We start from the raw sequence: 19,270 nt of genomic DNA on the forward strand, positions 1-19,270 counted from the left end.
ATGAAGACCGGCGAAAGACAAAGGTTGCTGGCTCTCGATGGACTGCGCGCTTACGCGGCGTTGGCGGTCATCGTCTATCATGCCATCTTGTCCTTTAATCCGGAGCTCATTCAGCGCATTTTGCCGAAGACGTTTTGGCAAATTGATACCGGCGATATATGGGCCAAAGCATGGCTCTCGACCTTCAACGGTGGGGCGGCCGTCGAATTATTTTTTCTGCTAAGCGGCTGTGTTCTTATACGATCGCTAGAAGCTGCCAAAGGCTATTGGCCCTCGGTCGCAGCTTCTTTCGCGATCAAGCGTGCGCTGCGCATCTATCCGGGCCTGATCCCTTGCGTTGCGGCGACAGCCGCAGTTGCTCCGGCCGTCCTCTCTTGGACCGACATTGTCGGCAACATGGCACTGTGGAATTCCAATGTGGTGGGCCCAAGCTGGACGTTGCAGGTCGAGATACTCGCCATTCCGCTCATGCTCATCGTGGGGCCGCTATATCGGAAATGGAGCGCTTGGGGCATTCTCGCCGTGCTCGTCGTGGCCCTTGTCGCGAGGAAGAATCCTGAGCTATTCGTGGCACCGCTGCTGAGCCAATACGGCTACCTGTTCGCCTTGGGGGCTCTAGTCCCGAGCCGGGCAGGGAGTGTTGCGGCGTCGCTGGCGAGGCCATTAGGCTGGATGCCGGTGCTGGTGACGTTCATCTTCCTTCGGCAATTTTTCGCTGGAATGGATCTTGAAACGGCAGCCCTCGGCTTTGTCCTATTGGCGCTCCTCTATCACGATGAAAAGGCTGCTACTTCACCCGTTCTCGTGTCGCGGGTACCGCAATTCCTTGGGAAGGTCAGCTTCGGCCTTTACCTCTGGAACGTGCCGTTCTTCTACCTGCTATATCTGGTGCCGAAAGGGCTATTGCCTGCGGACCCGGTTGCTGCCGGGCTTACCATTGCTGCAGCCATCATTCCCTTGAGTATTGTGCTCGCGGCGCTGAGCTACTGGCTTATCGAGGCGCCAAGTATTGCGTTTGCAAAGAACCTCGTACAGCCAATGTTGACCCGTTGGCGTCTGCAGGCCGCGACGTAAGGCAATTCTGTAACTTTCCAGCGTGGAACGCCCGGCTTTGAGGCTGCGCAGCGTTCGCGCGTCAGCACAACAAGAGGTGTTCCATGGACCGCAATTTTGCGCGTGCCCTTTCGCTCGTCCTGAAGTCGGAAGGGGGCTGGTCGGACAACCCCGCCGATCCGGGCGGCGCCACCATGAAAGGTGTTACGCTTGCCAATTTCCGCCGCTACGTGAAGGCGGATGCCACAAAGGCCGAGCTTCGCTCCATCAGCGATGCCCAGGTCGCTGTGGTGTACCGGCGCTTCTACTGGGATGCGGTGGTCGGCGCCGAGTTGCCCGATGGCGTGGACTACGCCGTCTTCGACTTCGCCGTGAACAGCGGGCCGGGCAGGGCGGCGAAATATCTTCAGTCTGTACTCGGCGTTGTCCAGGACGGCCGCATCGGCCCGGCCACGCTCGCCGCTGCGGGTGCAAAACCCGCCGGCGTCGTCATTGACGCGCTCTGCGACGCGCGGCTCGCCTTCCTCGAAAAACTGCCGACCTGGCCGAGTTTCGGCCGAGGCTGGAGCGCCCGTGTCGCCTCCGTGCGCCGCCAGGCGCTGCTGATATCGGCCGCGCCGCTGACGACGACGGTATCCGTGCCGCTGGCGCCAGCATCCGCCGACGATACGGCGCCGACCACGCCACCGGCAACGCAGGGCAGCATGCCGGCACTGAGGCGCCCGCCGCGCCGCCCAAATCCGCATCGCCCGCCAAGGCGGCCGGCATCGTCGCCTTGATCGCGCTGGCGCTCGGCTCGCTCGCCGCCTGGGTCGTGCATCTTCCTTGCAATCTCTTCGGAGTGTTCTGCCAATGATCGCTATCTTCATCCGCATCGCCCTGCGCTACGGCGCGGGCGTGCTTGTCGCCAGGGGCCTTCTGGGCGCCGACGATGCCTCGGCGTTCTCCGCCGATCCCGATATCCAGATGGCGCTGGAGACCGGTCTCGGTCTTGCCATCGCCGGCGCGGCCGAGTGCTGGCATCTGCTCGCGCGGTGGTTCGGCTGGGAGCACTGACCATGGAAAATCTGCAAGGTCTGCTCGCCGCCTGCATTGAAGCCGTCAGGCCATTTGTGATTGTGGGCGCCGCCTGCTTCATCGCGGGCTTCCTCATCGGGGCACTGCTATGAGCGCGCTGCTGGCATGGCTTCTCACCAATCCGACGATCCTGGCGATCAGCGCCGGCCTGATCGGCGCGCTCGGCTGGGGTTTTCATCAGCGGCTCGCTGGTGCCAAGGCTGAGCGAAACAAGCAAGCGGCCGGCAAGCTGGCGGCCGCCGAGGACCGCCTCGAGATGCACCGTGAGGCCACCGACGTCGAACGCCAAAACGCCGGCATGACCGACGAGCAGGCGCGCAAGGAGGCCGAGCCATGGGTGCGAAAATAGCCTTGGTGCTCTGCCTGGCGCTCGCAGGCTGCGTGACCTCGGCGCCGGTCGACAACCCGCGCAAGGTCTGGTGCGACAACAACAAGCCGATGCGCCCGAGTGCGGCGGTATTCGCCGTGATGACACGGCCTGAACTGGACGACATGAACGCCCACAACGCCAAGGGCGTGAAGTGGTGCAACTGGCATCCTTAGCAGTGCATTGAAGGGCTTCGAGGCGAATGACCAGGGGTGATGACATGACGCTACCAGGCGAGAAGAAGGTTGAAGCTGTCGCTGAAAATGCGTGGCTGAAGCTTGTCGGTCGCGCCTCAATGGCGGTGATCGGTATCCTGATGTTGCCCTTGGTGACGTCGGCCATCAGTTGGGCAACCGCCACCAGCGCGGATGTCAACACGCTGAAAGAGCGCGTCACGGTACTTGAAAGCATCGGCAAGAATGGTCGGGAAGACCGACAGAAATTTCAGGACCAGACGACACAAATGCTTCAGTCGATCCTTGCCAAGCAGACCGACATGCAGTCGCAGATCGCCGGCCTTTCAGCCAAGCTTGAGGCTCAGCAGCGCGAACTCGACCGGCGCCCATAACAGCATTAACATTCGAGCGAGCGCCCGACACGCCATTTGCCCTTATAGATGCTTCCTGGTGGGCCGAGACCAACCTTGAACTTCAGCCGCTGGCTTCGGCCGGCAGGTTTAATTCTGTTACAGTGCGGCAGCGACCCGTTTGAGCATTTCTAATCAAGGGACTTCAGTCGCAGGTATTTGGGACTGTTGGCCGGCGATGGAACAAAATACCACAAAGTTCTCTTTTCTTCGAGTGACAACTCTGGAAGGAGACAAAGTCATGTCTGACGGACCCACAGTCGTAAACTCTGGTGGTGGCGCAACGGTCGTTGCGGTTATCCTTGGTATCATCGCAATTGTTGTTTTGCTGTTCTTCACCGGGGTGATAAACATCAACGGCACCGGGGGAAAGGATGTCAACGTCAGCGTCAATACCCCAAAGGTTGAGACGCCGGCCGCACCGTCCGTTTCCCAACCCGCTGCTCCGGCGAAACCCGCGCCGGCACCGGCTAGCGGTGGCTAATGCGGACTTCATCCAGGCTCCGGTGAAAGGCCGGAGCCTGTGATGGCCGGCGGACCACGCGGGACGGCCCCCCGTCTTCTGCGTTCCCGCTCAGGCGCATGTGCTTCTCGAAAAGGCGTACTTTCTCAGGATATCCGAGCCGTAGCGCCTCGTTGCAACTCGGGCACCTGAAAGTAGCGATGACCTTGAACCATGAGCCTTTACGAACGATGGCGTGCCGACATTTGGGGCACTCGAATTCGAGAGACTTGTCATTGAGGCAATCAGGAATCGGCAATTTGGCAACCCCACCTGGCTTCGCGGATGCCCACCGCCATCGCAGGTGACGGTGAGCAGCCGCGCACTGGCGATGAAGGGACTATTCTTGCCAGCCCTTACAAACAGACTTCTCACGATGATGTTTCGTGGGTGGGACCTATGAGTTCAGGGCTAAGACGTTCGTCGATCCAGCGCTCCGACTGAGGAACGAGACACTCGGAAATCCGGAACAGCCCAGGCACCCCCGTTGTTTCCATATCGGCCTGCAGTGCACGTTGCCACTTTGCGCATACCAGGCTACTCCAGCACCTGCCCGTCGGCTTCGGTCGACGGGTTTTTTGTTTTGTTCATACGATCGGCGTCACGGTCCGCCGCGTCGCAAAGGAAGCTTGCGGATGATCCACTCGACAATGTTAGGGTCAACATAACTGTCCCCGGTCACGACGCGAACCAGCCTCGTTGCGCGTGGCCGCCATTGGTCTTCGGGAACCTTGTCCTCGTCGACCCAGCGCTGGAACGCCCCGCGCATCACGTCGAATTCGAAATAGGGGCCGTTGTCGTTGGACGATATGCTTGGCCATGAGCCGAAAACCCCAAGCCGCCCTGATATGTTCCAACCTTTAGGTCGTCCCCTCTGGGATATCTGCCTCAGCTGAAACCACGCATTCAATCCTGATGTGCATAAGTTCCCTGCCGGTAATGTCGCGGATCGTGCAGACGACATCGCGGGTCTTGGCGCTTAGCAGCATTCGGCGGGCGATTTCGAAGGCTCGTTCCTTGGCCTCCTTCATCCCCCTCAGTTCCTTCCCTCGGGCGTCGTGATAGACATCCCCGCTATGGGAGAGTTCAAAGAAATATCTCGCCATGACGGACAAACGCCGCTCAGACGAAAAAAGTCCGGCCGTTTTAGAGGGTCCGCCCTAAGCCCGAGACACCCGGTTGCGGCGATCATGGCGCGCAATGGTCGCTATTGCCGTCACTCTGCCGACCGAAATTCGCGAACGGCTATGGCAGCGCATGCAGCAGGGCAAGACGGGTGGGCCCACCCCAAACCGGTACCGACGGCTGTCGCTGGCGCGGATGTCGAAGGGGTGAGCCCGGCATACCGGCCAGGTGAAATTCTGCGAGGCGAGCATAGCTAAGGCTTGCCTCGCTCCAGAATCTCCGGGAGGCACAGCCGAACGGCCGATCACGCTAGCGCAGGAACCGCCGTTACCCTGAAGCGGCGTTTGGAACCTCTTTCGGTAAGCGCACGTTTTCCTTCTAGGATTATTATCTCAGGAGGTAGGTCCGATGAATATCAAGATGTTCACAATGGGCGCCCTTGCGCTCGCGATGATGAGTAGTGCAGCAATGGCTGGATCCACGTCTGCCCTCGATGATCCGGCCAAGATGTCGCCGTTCTTCACCGATGCCGGGATGAAGACCCTGAGATCGGAAGCCGATTTCAAAACGGCCTGGATGGCGATGAAACCTGACGAACGAGCTGCGGTGCTGAAAGACTGCGGCGATGCGACCCTCAACAAGGCCCATGCCGATTTCTGCGCTATGGCCAAGAAGATGGGCGGCTAGCTTGTTCTGACGGTCATCCTTGAGGAAAGGCGGACCATGGCCCGCCTTTCTGTTGCCACCTACCGCGCCAAGCTGCCGTAGCGAGAAGCTTCAATTCAGCGTCGATTCGCCACCCATCAACTCGGTGAGAAAGGACGCGGCGATCAGATCGTCCGCGTCGATGCGTAAGGAGCCTTCGCCGCGTCCCATGATGGCTGCGACCTTCCAGAAGGTCTTAATCTCGTGCTCGGTGATCCTAGCGTTCTGCATCCTGCTTTTAAGATCGGCGACACGCATCCCGAGCGAAAGGGATGTTCCGACTTCTCTATTCGACATTTGGTCAGTCCTCCTCTCCCCACCCGAGTCTGTTTCGCAGCCGCCTATTCGCAGCCTGCCCATACCCTGGTGTTGCTTTGAGGAGCATCAGCATGCCCGCTCATGAGAATCTTCTGATATTATGAATGAATGATGAATGGCTCCGTGGCTCTGGGCAGCCCTTCGCCTTCCTGTTGTTGCAGCCAGGAACAATTTTCAAGGGGTCGAGTTTCCACGATGAGCGGCCCCCTCCGGACCGCTCGCCCTTGGTAGACCCCCATTTACAGCCCGTCGCTTGGTAGTTGGCGACGGGCTTTTTCTTCTCACGTCTTGCGCTTCGGCGGAACGTGGCTCGTCACCACCCGACAGCGCTCGCCTTGACCGTGATGCCAAGATCCTTGTCGTCGACCGTCACGGTGTCCTCATCGACGCGTGTGACCTCGCCGGTTAGCTCGATCTTCTGACCGCTGATGTGAGGCGTTGTGTCTACGATCGAGTGGGGGCTGGTGATATGAGGGAGTCAGCACGCTCACTCGATCCTCAGTGACGCGCTTGCGGATCGTCGCGGTGATCGCAACCTTATCGCCGACCTTGATGCTGCCCTTCGCCATGCAATGAGTCTGGCGCGGGCTGTGGCCTAGTCAAGGCGGCTGCTAATGGAACATCAGGCCCCCAGGTGAAGTTGATCAATCAGACGGCGCACGGGTTTGGCTGCTTTCCACCCGGCGTCGCGTCGGGTGGGGTTCATCGCAACCAGGCCCACACTGGAAATGCGAATCCGCAGGGAGGCCCGATAAAGAGCCCGCTTGGCACCCATGGCAGGCGGGCTCTTTCACAATTACAATAGACCATCGCAGGTTGCGTGATGGGACCTCAGTCCTCTTGCGGTACGAGAGGTTATCGAAGATTTTTACCTTACCGCCGAGTTGAAACCACTTCCGGTGTCGGCGGCCAGGCCCGGCTCGCATAATCCTGTGTCACCTCGATCTGCGAGCCGGGCTTTGCGCCTAGCCAACTCGTCATTTGGCAAAATCCTTGGGCTGCTCCTCCGCAATGCCGAATTCGTGGACGGTGCCTTCCCCGTTCGTCGACAACGCGAATCCAGTGTTCTTGTAAAGCCTTGGTGGAGATCGCCTTACCCGTTAGGGTCTCTGCGGCGCTGAGCGCATCAGGTGCCTCCGCGGATGTCGTGGCAAGCAAGCGTTCGCCATAGAACTCTTCGATTTGAAAACGCGCCATCGGAACCCTCCCGAATCCAATAGCAACGCCCTCCGAAAGAGAAGGTTCAAGGGTCACAACTAAGATCAGCGGAACCTAATATGCGGCTCATGCTTATGGAAAATGATGAGCACGCGCGGCGCCAATTTCCTCGAGCGTTGGATGGCAGAGCATCTGCCTGAAGTGGTGACGGATGACCCTGCCGCGATAAGCGATCTGACCGACCAAGCAATGGAAGCGGCACACCTGGAGGGCATCGAGGTAGCAGAAATCTATGAGCAGGTCGGCAGCGTCTTCGAGGTGATTGCTGAGGCGATGCAGCACCGCGAAGCCAGCCCTGCCGACGAGATGGTTCTTGATCTCCTGGCGGCCCGGCTCGCTCGGGAAGCAAGCATCACCGAAAAGCAGGCCGGCGAACTGATCGAGCGGCTCGGCACCGACTGGGATTCATTGCTTAATGAAGCTCACTTCCTGAAAGAGCTTGAAGGCCGGCTGGGGCAGGAATAAATCCCTCAGTGGTGCGGCGACCCCCCACAACGAGGATCGCCATGGGCAAGGAATTTCCGTTTTCAGAAGCCACGCTCGGCAGCAAGCTTGCGGGCGGCGGTGGGCTATCCGTCTACTGCCTCACATGCGAGCGCCGAGCGGTTCTCGACGTCGCTGCACTGGCCAGGCGGTTCGGGCCGGACCAGCCATGCCTTCATTGGGATCTGCTGAAAATCATCTACTGCCACGAGTGCCGCGCCGCTGGCCGCGACGACCGGAACCTGCAGTTCACAAACCACGCGGTGACGCCTGAGAAGCGGAAGGGCTGAACGCCCTATCCATAAGCGGCCCGGCAGTCCTGCGCTCTGTTGGGGCGTTGGGTTGAACCGCCGGGCCTAGCCGACTCGGGGTGGCGTCGCGGGAGTCGGCTGATGCAGAGGTTACATTAGCAAGGGTGCATGAATATCACGGTTGGTTACGTTCCACTGATTCTCTGTCCGGGTCCCGTGCCGCCGGGCGGCCCGGCGCGAAGCGGGGTAGGCTCCACGAGCCGGGCCTGACCGGCGGGCACTAGATACACTGCACCGGCTGGTGAAGATTGTATCAGCTGTGGCTAAAGCTTCCGTCGTGTGAACAGAGGACGCTGCGAAGGCGCCTGAACAACGCAAAGGCTTGAAGCCTTGCCCATGAGGCGATTTCCGCTTTCTTACAGAACCGGGCGGTTTGGCTTCCGCGGTTCCGGCAAGCTGTTACACGGATTTGCGGCCAATGCGGCTAAGCGCCAGTCTCTTTGGCACATCTCCCTCGCCAATTCATTGCGATCATCATCAGCGGTCGCTCGACCTTTCTTCGCGGCAACCAGATAGTCAGCTCTGTTCGTGCGGTAGTCTTCCTTTTTTGCAGACATCGTTTCCTCCCGGATTCCGCAGGCATTGCCCTCCTTCTGGCCTGACGGGGGAACACACTAGCTGCCGATATGTCGTGCGAGTCCACCGATTGAGGATTGTGTAGAACGATTTATCGGCGGGCTGCCGAATTCTAGGCGGTGTAGACGGCGGCGCGACCGCAGCCTGCGTGGTCTTAACATTTGTACGCGCGCCCGCCCGACTGTGAGCGCACCCCACTTCACCCGCTGGCTCGGCCGGCGGGCTTTTTCTGTGCTTGACAACCGGCAGTAGCACAGGCCAGTTTCGCCGCGTTTGAGGGATCAACCGGGGGATACCATGAAGAAGACTTATCAGAAGCCAGTCTTGACGAAGCGTGAGCGGCTGACCAGCATCGCGGCAGGTGGCGGCCCGTCGATCCCGCCGGCTCCGCCGCCTGTTCCCTGAACGCTCAGATGTTGAAGAAAGCCCGTCGGCTCCAGTCGGCGGGCTTTTCTGTTGCCTGAACTTCTTTACCGGCGCACAGTTTTGTGCTCCCGCCCCAATTGCTGCAGTAGGCCCGGCCCGAAATCCTGTGTCACCTTGATCTAGAGCCGGGCCGCTAATTCAGCCTCGGCGCTCGGTCTGCCACAAACGGGGCCAGGGCATTGGCAATCCGCTGCAGGAAATCCTCATAGTCGGGAATGATGCCGTCGGGTTCGATGAAGATGTCAACACTGTCCTGTCGGCCAGGATGCTCGATCGTCACCGTGAAGACATAGCCAGGCATGGCGGCCGACAATGCGGCTTCCATGCGCGACCTGTAGGTGATGCTTTCGTACCGTGGTTCCCTCGGTGGAACGATGAGGAACTGCCTCGCTGCCAAGCCGGTCGCCATGCGTTCCGCTATGCGGTCAAGCCACTGCATGATCTTCGCCCCCGCGAAATTCCCCGCCTGAAAATCCAGCGGCCGACGCATACGAGGATTTTGGGTCCGGTACATGAAAGCGTCGGCCGCCAGTATTGGGCGGGGGGCGCGTCTCAATCGACGCAAGGCCAGCTTAGGCGCGCCGTCTGCGCCTTCAATTAGGATGCCCTGTCATGGTGAATGGTTAGTTACTATCCACAGCCTTCCGGAGCAGCCGGGAGAGGTGCACCCGATGGAGTGCCTGCATGTCCTCGAAGAGGTGGAGCAAGTCGATGGCGTCGTCCGTCGGCAATCCGTCGCTGCTAAACTGCTGGACAATGTGGTGCTGCCGGCTCAGATGACGCTTTCCTAGTTCCACGTGCCGCTGCACCATTCGAATGTCGTCGGCGAGTGCCATTGAACGAGACGATCTGCGCCCTTTTTTCGCAACGTCACTTAAAAGCATACCATGACACGGCGGAATTCAACTCATCGGCCACCCGAGGCCATTCCATTTCGTCGCGCCTTTCGTGGACCTCGCGGCCGGGCCCGATCCTGGCTGCTTCAAGCGGCGAACTTGCACTCACGAGCTGTTCCGATTTCACGAAGTCACCGACATGACCTCGACCACATAGCGCTTCAAGTCCCGCCTCCATGTTTCTTACCGAAACAACTGTGAGGACGAGGGCTGGTTCCCGATCTACGCCTTGATGCTCGGCGCGGGCGGCTTCGGCGAGCCGTCGAACGACAACCGCTCCACCGTGGCAACAATCGCCACCGACAGTGCCTCGGCTTCATCGAGCAGCGTAGGGCCATAGTGCCCGTTCACCTGCTCCTCGCTCATCAGCACGCCTGGCGGGCAATGCTCCTCGATCGTCGCGCGGATCATGCGCAGTGCGGCGCGGCAAGCAGGGTCGTTTTCCATAAACAAATAAACATTCAATTTTGCTAAAATGTTCCGGAACTAAGGTAGCGGTCCCCGCCTTGAATCGCGTTGTGTTGGGGTTGTGCGTTGCATCTCACTTTCATCAAGCCGATGGAGCCCGAACTGGTCGAGCAGCCACCGAAGGGCGATGGCTGGTCCCATGAGGTGAAATTCGACGGCTACCGAACCCAGCTTATCAAGGACGAGGATGGCATCCGGCTCTATACGAAGACCGGCATCGACTGGACGAACAAGTATCGGCCGACCACGGTGGAAGCGGCAAAGCTGAAGGCCGAAAGCTTCATCATCGAAGGCGAGATGATCGTCACCAATGATGCCGGCCTGTCCGACTTCCATGCCTTGCGTTCGGCCATCACCAGGCGCCCGCAAGACCTCTATCTGGTAGCTTTCGATCTTCTCCACCTCAATGGCCACGATCTTCGCGATATGCCGCTCAGCGACCGCAGGGAAGTCTTACAAGCGCTTATCCCGGCCGGCGGTCATATCCAGTTCAGCGAGGCCCTGCCAGGCACTGGCGACGCCGTCTACCACCTTGCTTGCGAAGCGAACCTTGAGGGCATCGTCTCGAAGCGGCTGGATAGCGTCTACCGCTCCGGCTCGACCATGAACTGGCGGAAGATCAAGTGCTACATCGAGATGGAAATGGACATCATCGGCGTGCAGCGCGAGCGCGGCAAGCCGGCCATGGTATTGATGGCCGACAAGGGCCGCTACATGGGCGGCGCCTTCGTGACCTTCAAGGCGGACAAGCGCCAAGCGCTATGGGACAGGGTACAAGGCAAGGTCGGCGCGCCGCCGCCAAAGGGTCTCAAAAAGCAAAAGGCGGAGTGGCTGAAGCCCGGCCTTTCGGGCAGAGTGCGGTTTCTGAAGGGCGAAGAGCAGCTTCGCCACGCGATGTTGAAAGACTTCTGGGAGGACGATGATGGCCGTGGCTAAGAAGGATCAGGAGCGCGTCACCTATGCCTGGATGTATGGCCAGCAGGCGCGCAAGGACGGTAAGGCGCGGGCGGTGCCTGAATACTGGACCGAGCATGCCGACGCCTGGCTCCAGGGCTTCGACGATGTGCCGCTGGGCAGCGAGCCGAAGCCGGTGGGCGAGGATCTGGAAGCCGGGCTCGACGAAAGTGAATTAGCTAACCAGCGCTCGACGATGATCGGAATCCAATGAGGCTCTCCTCCAGTTCAACGAACGAAGGCAAAGTTCGCGTGTTAGGCAGAGACGGTAAAAATCCTAAACCCGTGTACAGCGTGAAACTCGATCCCAACGAAATCTCTGACTTCGTTATGACTTTGCTCGGGTCTGCAATGGAGCAAAAATTCAGCCCCGTAGAGCGAATGAACTGGTTGGCTGTTAAGCCGACACGGGTGCACGTCGAACGTATCGACCGTCCCGAAACACCTACAATCCTCGCAATCGAATGCGGAGAAGTAACACTTAACTTCGTCATTCGCGATCCCAAGACATTGGCACAAGCTCTGATCAAGCATGCTGCTGCCGACGATCCGGACGGTCAGCGAGAGACGGATAGCGGATCCCTTAGCTGAATCGTATACCGCTCGATTGGCTCGATTTCCTCGACGTCATGAAAGGCCGAGGTCCAGCGGCTGTCCTGCGCGCTACATATCTCACCAATGGCGCGGCCTGCCCGCTCGGATCTTGGCGCGCGCGATCGCGAACTCCGTTTCAACCTTGGCGTTTTCCTTCTGCGCCATGTTGTCAGCCGCAATCAGCCGGCGCAGCGCGCGCTTGGCCTCCTCGCGCGTCCAGCCGGCCTCGATCATGCAATCAATGATCGCCTGAAAACCCGGCTCCATGGCCTCCTGGCAATCAACCTCGCGGTCGGGATAAACGCCGGTGCGGCGCGGCTTTCTGATCAAAGGTAGGCCTCCCCGTCGCCGCGGTGCTCGTAGCAGAACCAGTGCGACGATCTCTTCGGCTTGGCAAATCCCCAGCCGGCATCCTTGCCGCAGCCTTCGTGTTCGCAGACATGCCCGAGCGGGCCTCGAGGGCGCTGCGTGATCATCTCTCCAACGCGTGTCGGCTCGTCACTCATGACGAAAAGATTCCACAGACCGGCTTGACGGGCAAGGAATTTGTTCTCATTTCGTTCTCATGACGCACGAGAAGGTCGATACACTGGGCAAAGCGACCCGGCACAATATGCTGCTGAAGATTGAGTGCGCGTGCGGGAACGTGCGCTACTGCCGATCGGCTGACTTGATGATGGTCTATGGCGGCGGCGCGGATCCGTTCAAGTTGAAGTTCGACTGCAGCCGCTGCAAGCCCGACATCAAGCTGACGTTGCTCGAGCTGCACCCCGACCACCTGCCGAGGAAGCTCGTCATCCACAAGCCGATGAAGGTCGACGGCAAGATTGTATGGCACACCGAGCGGTTCCGACCATGAAGGAGCGGTTCCAGGTTGAGGCCACCGAGAGCGGCTACCGGGTGCTCGACCAGGCTGGAAAGGTGCTCGCGATCGTCGAGCGAAGGCCGCAGGCGTTCGAGTTCGTCCGCGATCGCGGCGGCCGCGTCCAACTCCAATGGGCGGGGACAGTGATCGTCAACCAAACTTTGTCGCGCGATTTTTCCGCAACGCATGGCGGTTCTAGGGCCGGCCGCATCATGACCGTGATCAGCGGGGATCAGCGCGGAAGCTGGGCCTGGTTCGTGAATGGGAATGATCCCGATACCGGCCGCGGTGGAAGTTTTTCGGGACGCGAAGAAACCAAGGATCAAGCCGTTGCGCAACTCGAAGCCGTCTATACCGAATTCATCGCCGGTGCCGACAAATACGGGCCAGCAAAGCTACATGGTTAAGATCACCACTGAACTCGAAAAGCTGCTGGCCATGCCCGGCCCCGTCTCGATAGTGGCCGGCATAGCTGTGTTGCGCGCCATTGGCGTAGATGAACCGGACGGAGATTTGCAGGCAACGATTGGGACGTTCGCGGCCGAAAGGGGCAGGGCGATCAGGTTCGATCGCGGGGCAGACCACGGCGAGCCTAACAGCCCAAAGTCGAGGGCCAAAGACACTCCTCAAGCGCTCTGAAAAGTTAGACAATTCAGCCGTTAACTAATTGATGGCCGACGAGCTGTTAGACAGGAGAGGTGGGGTTAAGTGCTTGAAATTTAAGCGATAGAACAGGAGTCAGAGTCCGTGGGTCTACCGTTAACCTATTCCCCAGCAGGCGCGTCTGGCATCGCGCTAGCCAAGCGGCTCATGTGCCGCGAGCGCTGCCTTGTAGCCGCCATCGGAAAATAGTCAAGCCCGCAACTGAGATCAACCGCAGCCTTTTTGCGGATGCTCCCCGCGAAGGCGGGCAGGAGGGTTCAACTGCCGCCTTTGCTGTACTGCGAATGCTCGAAATAGAGCACCACGCAAAGGCCGATCAGCAGCGGAATGATGAGATAGAACAGGCGGAACACCAGAAGTGCTGCAAGCACGCCCACAGGGTCCATGTCGGAAAGGCCGGTGAGGAAGACGACCTCGAACACGCCAAGCGCGCCCGGCGCATGCGACAGGAGCCCGATCGAGAAAGACACCATGAACACGCCCAGCACGACGAAATAGCCGGGATTGCCGGCCTCCGGCAGGGCGAAATAGATGATCGCGGCGGCTGCCAGCAGCTCGATCGGTCCTATCAGCAATTGCCGCGCGACGATCGGCAGCGCCGGATAGTGCAGCTGGAAGGAGCCGATCTTCAGCGGTCTTAGCCTCAGCCAGCTGCCGAAGGCATAGGCGCCGACGAGGATGAGCATAGCGAGCCCCGCGGCGAAGGCGGCGCCATGGTGCGGCGCGCCGGTGAAGCGATCGATGACCTGAGGCTCCAGCAAGAGCACCAGGCCGCCGAGGAAGACGCTGGACAGGATGAAGGTGAACCAGCAGATCGCCACCAGCACGCCGATCTCCTGGCCGGTCAGCCCCCTTGTGCCATAGGCGCGATAGCGGATCACCGCGCCGGAAAACACTGAGCCCCCGATATTGTGCGACACCGCGTAAGTGGTGAAGGAGCACAGCGTGACGAACAGCCACGATACTTTTTTGCCGATATGCAAGAGCGCAATGTGGTCGTAGCCGGCGAGCGAGGCATAGGCGACGACCGAGCTTAGCGCCGCCAGCACCCAGCCGCGCGGTGGGATAGCGGCGATGCCAGCCCAGACATCGTCGAGCGATACTCCGCGCAGTTCGTGGATGAGCAGCCACAGCGAGAACGCGACGGCCGCGATGCCTATGACCGGCCAGAAATAGCGCCTCCAATTCATGGCGTCGTCATCATGCGCTGCAGCTCATTGTTTGATGGTGCCCAACCTCTTCGAACCCGCATTTGAGACATGCCTGATTGAAGCCGGCTATTCAACCGGCAAGACATTGCCCCGACGTGACCCTGCCAAAATTCGAGCCCCGCGCTCTTGGTGATTGCGAACGGCACTGCTACTCTGTTGCCAACTTGAAACAAATCGAGGTGCCTGCTGCGTCCGTTCCCGGTTCGCGCGGCGCCGGAAGGAACTGAAGTGGAAGACCACGATACCGGCGCGGGCGCGTCGGCAGTGGGCATGTCCGGGGCATCGCCGACGCAGCCGGCGAGCCCGCAACAGGCGCGATTCAGCCGCCACGCGGGTGCGCACCAAAGACATGCTGGCCCCAAACATGATGGGCCGAGACAAACTGGCGCCAGTCAGGCCGATCAGCATGGCGATCAGCCGAAAGGCAAGACGCGCAAGCGCCGCAAGCGCAAGCGCGGTCGCAAGGTGTTCGCGCGCGACGAGAACGGCGCCGTGCCGCCCGCCGGCACGATTGCAAGCCAGCCTCAAAGCCCGCCCTTGCAGGCTGAGCGAAGGCCGCCGCTCCAGTCTCCGCCACGTCCGCCCCAGCAGGAATTGCCTGTCTTCGCCGCGCTCGACCTCGGTACCAACAATTGCCGGCTGCTGGTCGCGGTGCCTGGACGTCACGGCCAATTCCGCGTCATCGACGCTTTCTCGCGCATCGTCAGGCTGGGCGAGGGGCTGACGGCCAGCGGCCGGCTCGGCCAGGCCGCGATGGACCGTGCTGTCGAGGCGTTGAAGGTGTGCGGCGAGAAGCTGCGCAACCGCAAGATCAGGAAAGCCAGGCTGATCGCCACCGAGGCCTGCCGCTCGGCCGCCAACGGCGTCGCGTTCCTGGATCGCGTCGAGCGCGAGGCCGGGCTGAAGCTCGAGATCATCGACCGCCAGACCGAGGCCCGCCTTGCCGTTTCCGGCTGTGGCTCGCTGGTCGAGCGCGACACGCAGGGCGTGGTGCTGTTCGACATCGGCGGCGGCTCGTCGGAAATCGCCCTGATCGACCTGACCGGACGGCGTTCGCCACGTCTGGCCAACCACATCGTCTCCTGGACGTCGCTGCCCGTCGGCGTCGTCTCGCTCGCCGAGCGCTTCGGCGGCCGCACGGTCACGCGCGAGACCTTTGCCGCCATGGTCGACGATGTGGCTGCGCGGCTGAAGGCCTTCGACGGCCGCGACCGGCTCGCCCATGTGCTGGCCAGCCCCAACTTCCATCTGCTTGGCACGTCCGGCACGGTGACGACGCTCGCCGGCGTGCATCTCGATCTCGAGCGCTACGACCGCCGCCGCGTCGATGGGCTGTGGATGGACCGCGACAGCGTCGATCGCATGATCGAGCGGCTGATCGGCTGGGATTTCCAGCAGCGCTGCGCCAATCCCTGCATTGGCGCCGACCGCGCCGACCTCGTGCTCGCTGGCTGCGCCATCCTGGAAGCGATCCGCGGTGTGTGGCCGTCCGAGCGGTTGCGTGTCGCCGACCGCGGCCTGCGCGAGGGGATCCTGAGCGAGCTAATGGCCGATGACGGCGTCTGGCGCGACGGCGGGCGCCGATGACGAAGAAACCGGAAAAGCCGGGCTCAGCCAGCCTGCGCGTGCTCAAGACCCGCATCAAGAAGAAGAGCGGCTTGAAGGAATCGTCGCGCCGCTGGCTCGAACGGCACATGAATGATCCCTATGTGCAACGCTCCAAGGCCGATGGCTATCGTTCCCGCGCGGCCTATAAGCTGATCGAGATCGATGACAAGCACCATCTGCTGAAGCCCGGCATGAAGGTGATCGACCTGGGCGCCGCGCCTGGCGGTTGGTGCCAGGTGGCGGCTGCGCGGACGAAGTCGACGGCGGAAAATCCGCATGTCGTCGGCATCGACTATCTCGAAATGGATGCCGTTCCGGGCGCCGTCATCCTGCAGATGGATTTCCTCGACCCCGATGCGCCGCAAAAACTTGCCGAGGCGCTGGGCGGCCAGCCGGACGTGGTGCTGTCCGATATGGCAGCACCCACCACCGGCCACCGCCGCACGGATCATCTGCGCACCATGCATCTGTGCGAGGTCGCGGCCGATTTCGCGTTGCACGTCCTGAGGCCTGGCGGGCATTTCCTCGCCAAGACCTTTCAGGGCGGCGCCGAAAACGAGCTGCTTTCGCTGCTGAAGCAGAACTTCCGCTCGGTCCATCATGTGAAGCCGCCGGCTTCAAGGGATGAGTCGGTGGAGCTGTATTTGCTGGCGAAGGAGTTTAAGGGGTAGCGCCTTCTCCTTCTCCCCTTGTGGGAGAAGGTGGATCGGCGCGCAGCGCCGAGACGGATGAGGGGTGTTCCAGCGGAGTGAGACGTCGGCATTCCCTGGAGCACCCCTCATCCGTCGCCTTCGGCGACACCTTCTCCCCAAGGGGAGAAGGCGAAGCCGCGCTTACCTCCCCGCCGTGCCCACCGATTCCAGTGTCTTCGGCGTGGCCAGCCGGCCATGGCCGGAGACGGCACTGCCGGCCTCCGGCGCAAGCCGCATGAAGGTGATCGAGGCGGCCGCCGAGACGGCCGCCACGATGAAGAAGGCGAGGTGGAAGTCGCTGAGCGTAAGCGGCCCGCCATGGATCGAGGTCGAGACTTCGAGGATGCCGCCGGCCAGCGCCACGCCGAGCGCGATCGATAATTGCTGGAAAACCGCGGTGATCGGCGTCGCCTTGCTGGTGTCGGCGGGCGTGATCTCGGCATAGGAGAGCGCGTTGACGCCGGTGAAGAACATCGAGCGGATGAAGCCGCCGACCAAAAGGATCGCCAGCATCAGCGCATAGGGCGTCTGCGGCGTGAACAGGCCGTAGATGGCGATCGAGGCGGCCGCCACCAGCGAGCCCCAGATCAGCACCCGCCGGAAGCCGGCAATGCGAAAGAGCAGCGCGGTCACGAACTTCATGCCGATGGCGCCGATGGCCGAAACGAAGGTGATCATGCCCGACTGGAACGGTGTCAGCCCGAAGCCGATCTGGAACATCAGCGGCAAAAGGAACGGTACGGCGCCGATGCCGATGCGAAACAGCGAGCCGCCGAGCACGGAGGATCGGAAGACCTGGTTGCGGAACAGCTCCAGCGCCAGCAGCGGGTTCTTGGCGCGGCGGGCGTGCATCAGATAAAGCACGCCGGAGATCACTCCGACCGCCACCGTGATGAAGCCGGCCATCGGCGGCAGCGCCGGCAGGCTGACGACGGAAAGGCCGAAAACGACGCCGGACGCTGCGAGACCGCTGAGCACAAATCCAGGGAAGTCGAGCGGGGGCGTCTCGGCCGGCGCGGTTTCCGGCAGATAGCGCGTGGCAAGCCAGATGCCCAGCAGTCCGATCGGCACGTTGATCAGAAAGATCCAGTGCCAGGTTAGATAGGTGGTGATGAAGCCGCCGATCGGTGGGCCGACCAGCGGTCCGACCAGCGCCGGCACGGTCAGCCAGGACATTGCCGCGACCAGCTCGCTTTTCGGCGTGGCGCGCACCAGCACCAGGCGGCCGACCGGCGTCATCATCGCGCCGCCTATGCCCTGCAGGAAGCGCGACACCACGAAAGCCGGCAGCGAATTGGAAAGAGCGCAGGCGACCGAGCCGGCGATGAAGACGCCGATCGCGGCGCGAAAAACGGTCTTGGCCCCGAACCGGTCCGCCATCCAGCCGCTGATCGGAATGAAGATCGCCAGCGACACCAGATAGGCCGTCAAAGCCAACTTCAGCGCGATCGGGCTGGTGTGGATGTCGACGGCGATCGCCGGCAGCGACGTCGCGATGACGGTCGAATCCATGTTCTCCATGAAAAGAGCGACCGCCAGGATGAGCGGGATGATGCGGTTCAAGGGGAAACGCCCTGATTTGTCTTCGCGATTCTAGGTCCGGCTTGGGGGCGAACCGGCTACGACGGGCGGGTATCACGCCTTGGCCCGCATGTCGCATTAAATTGCTGTCACTTTTGCGCGAACGCACGGCTGGTGGCGCAAGTCATTGCCAATATGCTTGATAGATAGGGCCACTGTCGCTATTGTAGTGAAAATAACTACAAATAGGTGCAATCGTGGATGAAGCCGTATCGGCTGCCGATGCCAACCGCAGATTTTCTCATATCCTTCGTGAGGTACGTGAGGGGCAGAGCTACGTCGTGACCAGCCATGGACGTCCAGTGGCTCGGATCGTGCCTGCCGATAAGCACGAAGGCGTGCCTGCGCGCGCACGGGGGGCATTGTTATCACGACTTGAACGGCAGCCGGTCGTGCAAGCGGGACATTGGACCCGTGACGAGCTTTATGAGAACGACCGGTGAAGGTCGCACTCGACACCAACATCCTCGCCTATGCGGAAGGAATCAACAGCGTTGAAAAACGCGATGTCGTTCTCGAACTGTTGCGCAACGTTCCACAAGAGACTGCCATCGTTCCCGTCCAGGTGTTGGGTGAACTGTACAATGTGCTTGTTCGCAAGGCCGGGCGATCGCCGCAAACAGCTCGTGACGCTCTGTTGAGTTGGCGAGACGCATTTCCGGTTACCGCAACGACGCCCGAAGTGATGACGATGGCAGCCGATCTGGCCGCCGACCATCGTTTTGGCATCTGGGACGCGGTCATTCTTTCCGCCACCTCGCAGGCGAGTTGCCGGCTTCTTCTGTCAGAGGACCTTCAAGACGGCTTTACCTGGGGCGGCGTGACCGTCGTCAATCCTTTTGCGTCGCCGCGCCATGCATTGCTCGATGCGCTTCTTGGCTCCGAATAGGAACTCGACGCCTCGCGCAACGACGCGCTTTCCTTCCGTCCCGGGACGTGTTACCAGCCAGCGCCAATCCTGAAAGGGAAGATGAGAGTCGGCGCTGGCCAA

At 61.0% G+C, this 19,270-nt stretch carries 29 protein-coding genes; 20 read left to right on the forward strand and 9 right to left on the reverse strand.

Going from position 1 to position 19,270, the window contains the following annotated elements:
* The 7 genes from CK230_RS17135 to CK230_RS32500 all read left to right on the forward strand — a co-directional run bounded on the left by CK230_RS17135 (nt 1) and on the right by CK230_RS32500 (nt 3,567).
* Nucleotides 1–1,074: an acyltransferase gene (locus CK230_RS17135; protein ID WP_095818317.1), complete on the forward strand. Its 1,074-nt coding sequence runs from the start codon at nt 1–3 to the stop codon at nt 1,072–1,074.
* Nucleotides 1,075–1,157: 83 nt separating this feature from the next.
* Nucleotides 1,158–1,832 carry a glycosyl hydrolase 108 family protein gene (locus CK230_RS17140; protein WP_095818318.1) on the forward strand — a complete coding sequence of 225 codons (675 nt, stop codon included), beginning with the start codon at nt 1,158–1,160 and terminating at the stop codon, nt 1,830–1,832.
* Between the two features lie 73 nt (nt 1,833–1,905).
* Nucleotides 1,906–2,109 (forward strand): hypothetical protein, encoded by a 204-nt coding sequence (locus CK230_RS17145; RefSeq protein WP_095818319.1) that lies wholly within the window; start codon nt 1,906–1,908, stop codon nt 2,107–2,109.
* 109 nt (nt 2,110–2,218) lie between these two features.
* Nucleotides 2,219–2,479, forward strand: coding sequence for a hypothetical protein (locus CK230_RS17150; RefSeq protein WP_095818320.1), 261 nt, complete (start codon nt 2,219–2,221; stop codon nt 2,477–2,479).
* Nucleotides 2,464–2,673 (forward strand): hypothetical protein, encoded by a 210-nt coding sequence (locus tag CK230_RS17155; RefSeq protein WP_095818321.1) that lies wholly within the window; start codon nt 2,464–2,466, stop codon nt 2,671–2,673. Before CK230_RS17150 ends, CK230_RS17155 begins: the two co-directional genes overlap by 16 nt.
* 44 nt (nt 2,674–2,717) lie before the next feature.
* Entirely contained in the window at nt 2,718–3,065 is a 348-nt protein-coding gene (locus CK230_RS17160) for a hypothetical protein (protein ID WP_095818322.1), read from the forward strand.
* 259 nt (nt 3,066–3,324) lie between these two features.
* Entirely contained in the window at nt 3,325–3,567 is a 243-nt protein-coding gene (locus CK230_RS32500) for a hypothetical protein (RefSeq protein ID WP_141246048.1), read from the forward strand.
* An 878-nt stretch (nt 3,568–4,445) separates the two neighbouring features.
* Here the strand turns inward: CK230_RS32500 and CK230_RS33130 are convergent.
* Complete coding sequence (locus CK230_RS33130) at nt 4,446–4,616, reverse strand: hypothetical protein (protein WP_176480126.1); 171 nt, start codon at nt 4,614–4,616, stop codon at nt 4,446–4,448.
* Nucleotides 4,617–5,118: 502 nt separating this feature from the next.
* On the opposite strand from CK230_RS33130, the gene CK230_RS17170 reads away from it, so the two are divergent.
* Nucleotides 5,119–5,397, forward strand: coding sequence for a hypothetical protein (locus CK230_RS17170; protein ID WP_095818324.1), 279 nt, complete (start codon nt 5,119–5,121; stop codon nt 5,395–5,397).
* Nucleotides 5,398–5,487: 90 nt separating this feature from the next.
* Here CK230_RS17170 and CK230_RS17175 read toward each other — a convergent pair whose 3' ends face one another.
* A complete protein-coding gene (locus CK230_RS17175; RefSeq protein ID WP_095818470.1) occupies nt 5,488–5,712 on the reverse strand; it encodes a hypothetical protein in 225 nt (74 codons plus the stop codon).
* 894 nt (nt 5,713–6,606) lie between these two features.
* A complete protein-coding gene (locus CK230_RS32505) occupies nt 6,607–6,930 on the reverse strand; it encodes a hypothetical protein (RefSeq protein WP_141246049.1) in 324 nt (107 codons plus the stop codon).
* 102 nt (nt 6,931–7,032) lie between these two features.
* On the opposite strand from CK230_RS32505, the gene CK230_RS33630 reads away from it, so the two are divergent.
* Both CK230_RS33630 and CK230_RS17190 read left to right on the forward strand, forming a co-directional pair.
* Nucleotides 7,033–7,416, forward strand: coding sequence for a hypothetical protein (locus CK230_RS33630; protein ID WP_245429959.1), 384 nt, complete (start codon nt 7,033–7,035; stop codon nt 7,414–7,416).
* A 41-nt stretch (nt 7,417–7,457) separates the two neighbouring features.
* Nucleotides 7,458–7,724 (forward strand): hypothetical protein, encoded by a 267-nt coding sequence (locus CK230_RS17190; RefSeq protein WP_095818325.1) that lies wholly within the window; start codon nt 7,458–7,460, stop codon nt 7,722–7,724.
* 1,156 nt (nt 7,725–8,880) lie between these two features.
* Here the strand turns inward: CK230_RS17190 and CK230_RS17200 are convergent.
* On the reverse strand, nt 8,881–9,186 hold the full coding sequence (locus CK230_RS17200) for a hypothetical protein (RefSeq protein WP_141246051.1): 306 nt from the start codon (nt 9,184–9,186) through the stop codon (nt 8,881–8,883).
* Between the two features lie 679 nt (nt 9,187–9,865).
* Nucleotides 9,866–10,090: a hypothetical protein gene (locus CK230_RS17210; RefSeq protein WP_095818329.1), complete on the reverse strand. Its 225-nt coding sequence runs from the start codon at nt 10,088–10,090 to the stop codon at nt 9,866–9,868.
* 87 nt (nt 10,091–10,177) lie between these two features.
* Here CK230_RS17210 and CK230_RS17215 point away from each other — a divergent pair, with 87 nt between their 5' ends.
* From CK230_RS17215 to CK230_RS17225, 3 genes are read left to right on the forward strand one after another with little or no spacing between them, the layout of a single operon-like run.
* The gene (locus CK230_RS17215) at nt 10,178–11,047 is read left to right on the forward strand and encodes an ATP-dependent DNA ligase (RefSeq protein ID WP_095818330.1); all 870 of its coding nucleotides are present in this window, start codon (nt 10,178–10,180) and stop codon (nt 11,045–11,047) included.
* A complete protein-coding gene (locus CK230_RS17220; protein WP_095818331.1) occupies nt 11,034–11,279 on the forward strand; it encodes a hypothetical protein in 246 nt (81 codons plus the stop codon). The genes CK230_RS17215 and CK230_RS17220 overlap by 14 nt, the downstream gene beginning before the upstream one ends.
* Nucleotides 11,276–11,656, forward strand: coding sequence for a hypothetical protein (locus tag CK230_RS17225; RefSeq protein WP_141246052.1), 381 nt, complete (start codon nt 11,276–11,278; stop codon nt 11,654–11,656). Before CK230_RS17220 ends, CK230_RS17225 begins: the two co-directional genes overlap by 4 nt.
* Before the next feature lie 81 nt (nt 11,657–11,737).
* On the opposite strand, the gene CK230_RS17230 is transcribed toward CK230_RS17225, so the two are convergent.
* Both CK230_RS17230 and CK230_RS32520 read right to left on the reverse strand, forming a co-directional pair.
* The gene (locus tag CK230_RS17230) at nt 11,738–11,989 is read right to left on the reverse strand and encodes a hypothetical protein (protein ID WP_095818333.1); all 252 of its coding nucleotides are present in this window, start codon (nt 11,987–11,989) and stop codon (nt 11,738–11,740) included.
* Nucleotides 11,986–12,165, reverse strand: a complete 180-nt coding sequence (locus CK230_RS32520; RefSeq protein WP_141246053.1) for a hypothetical protein — start codon at nt 12,163–12,165, stop codon at nt 11,986–11,988. The genes CK230_RS17230 and CK230_RS32520 overlap by 4 nt, the downstream gene beginning before the upstream one ends.
* 59 nt (nt 12,166–12,224) lie before the next feature.
* On the opposite strand from CK230_RS32520, the gene CK230_RS17235 reads away from it, so the two are divergent.
* The 3 genes from CK230_RS17235 to CK230_RS17245 are packed head-to-tail and all read left to right on the forward strand — an operon-like array spanning nt 12,225 to nt 13,163.
* Nucleotides 12,225–12,518: a hypothetical protein gene (locus CK230_RS17235; RefSeq protein ID WP_095818334.1), complete on the forward strand. Its 294-nt coding sequence runs from the start codon at nt 12,225–12,227 to the stop codon at nt 12,516–12,518.
* The gene (locus CK230_RS17240) at nt 12,515–12,931 is read left to right on the forward strand and encodes a hypothetical protein (RefSeq protein ID WP_095818335.1); all 417 of its coding nucleotides are present in this window, start codon (nt 12,515–12,517) and stop codon (nt 12,929–12,931) included. Before CK230_RS17235 ends, CK230_RS17240 begins: the two co-directional genes overlap by 4 nt.
* The gene (locus tag CK230_RS17245; protein WP_095818336.1) at nt 12,924–13,163 is read left to right on the forward strand and encodes a hypothetical protein; all 240 of its coding nucleotides are present in this window, start codon (nt 12,924–12,926) and stop codon (nt 13,161–13,163) included. Before CK230_RS17240 ends, CK230_RS17245 begins: the two co-directional genes overlap by 8 nt.
* A 281-nt stretch (nt 13,164–13,444) precedes the next feature.
* Here CK230_RS17245 and CK230_RS17250 read toward each other — a convergent pair whose 3' ends face one another.
* Nucleotides 13,445–14,377: a YbhN family protein gene (locus CK230_RS17250; RefSeq protein ID WP_095818337.1), complete on the reverse strand. Its 933-nt coding sequence runs from the start codon at nt 14,375–14,377 to the stop codon at nt 13,445–13,447.
* Between the two features lie 249 nt (nt 14,378–14,626).
* Between CK230_RS17250 and CK230_RS17255 the strand changes: the two genes are divergently transcribed.
* Together CK230_RS17255 and CK230_RS17260 are read left to right on the forward strand one after the other, a co-directional pair.
* Nucleotides 14,627–15,985 (forward strand): Ppx/GppA phosphatase family protein, encoded by a 1,359-nt coding sequence (locus tag CK230_RS17255; protein ID WP_095818338.1) that lies wholly within the window; start codon nt 14,627–14,629, stop codon nt 15,983–15,985.
* Nucleotides 15,982–16,677 carry an RlmE family RNA methyltransferase gene (locus CK230_RS17260; protein WP_095818339.1) on the forward strand — a complete coding sequence of 232 codons (696 nt, stop codon included), beginning with the start codon at nt 15,982–15,984 and terminating at the stop codon, nt 16,675–16,677. Before CK230_RS17255 ends, CK230_RS17260 begins: the two co-directional genes overlap by 4 nt.
* A 162-nt stretch (nt 16,678–16,839) precedes the next feature.
* Here the strand turns inward: CK230_RS17260 and CK230_RS17265 are convergent, their stop codons facing one another.
* Entirely contained in the window at nt 16,840–18,261 is a 1,422-nt protein-coding gene (locus CK230_RS17265; RefSeq protein ID WP_095818340.1) for an MFS transporter, read from the reverse strand.
* 215 nt (nt 18,262–18,476) lie between these two features.
* Between CK230_RS17265 and CK230_RS17270 the strand changes: the two genes are divergently transcribed.
* Both CK230_RS17270 and CK230_RS17275 read left to right on the forward strand, forming a co-directional pair.
* Nucleotides 18,477–18,722 carry a type II toxin-antitoxin system prevent-host-death family antitoxin gene (locus tag CK230_RS17270; protein ID WP_095818341.1) on the forward strand — a complete coding sequence of 82 codons (246 nt, stop codon included), beginning with the start codon at nt 18,477–18,479 and terminating at the stop codon, nt 18,720–18,722.
* Nucleotides 18,719–19,168 (forward strand): PIN domain-containing protein, encoded by a 450-nt coding sequence (locus tag CK230_RS17275; protein WP_095818342.1) that lies wholly within the window; start codon nt 18,719–18,721, stop codon nt 19,166–19,168. Before CK230_RS17270 ends, CK230_RS17275 begins: the two co-directional genes overlap by 4 nt.
* Nucleotides 19,169–19,270 lie beyond the last annotated feature (102 nt).

The organism is Mesorhizobium sp. WSM3859 (assembly GCF_002295065.1).
GTDB lineage: Bacteria > Pseudomonadota > Alphaproteobacteria > Rhizobiales > Rhizobiaceae > Mesorhizobium.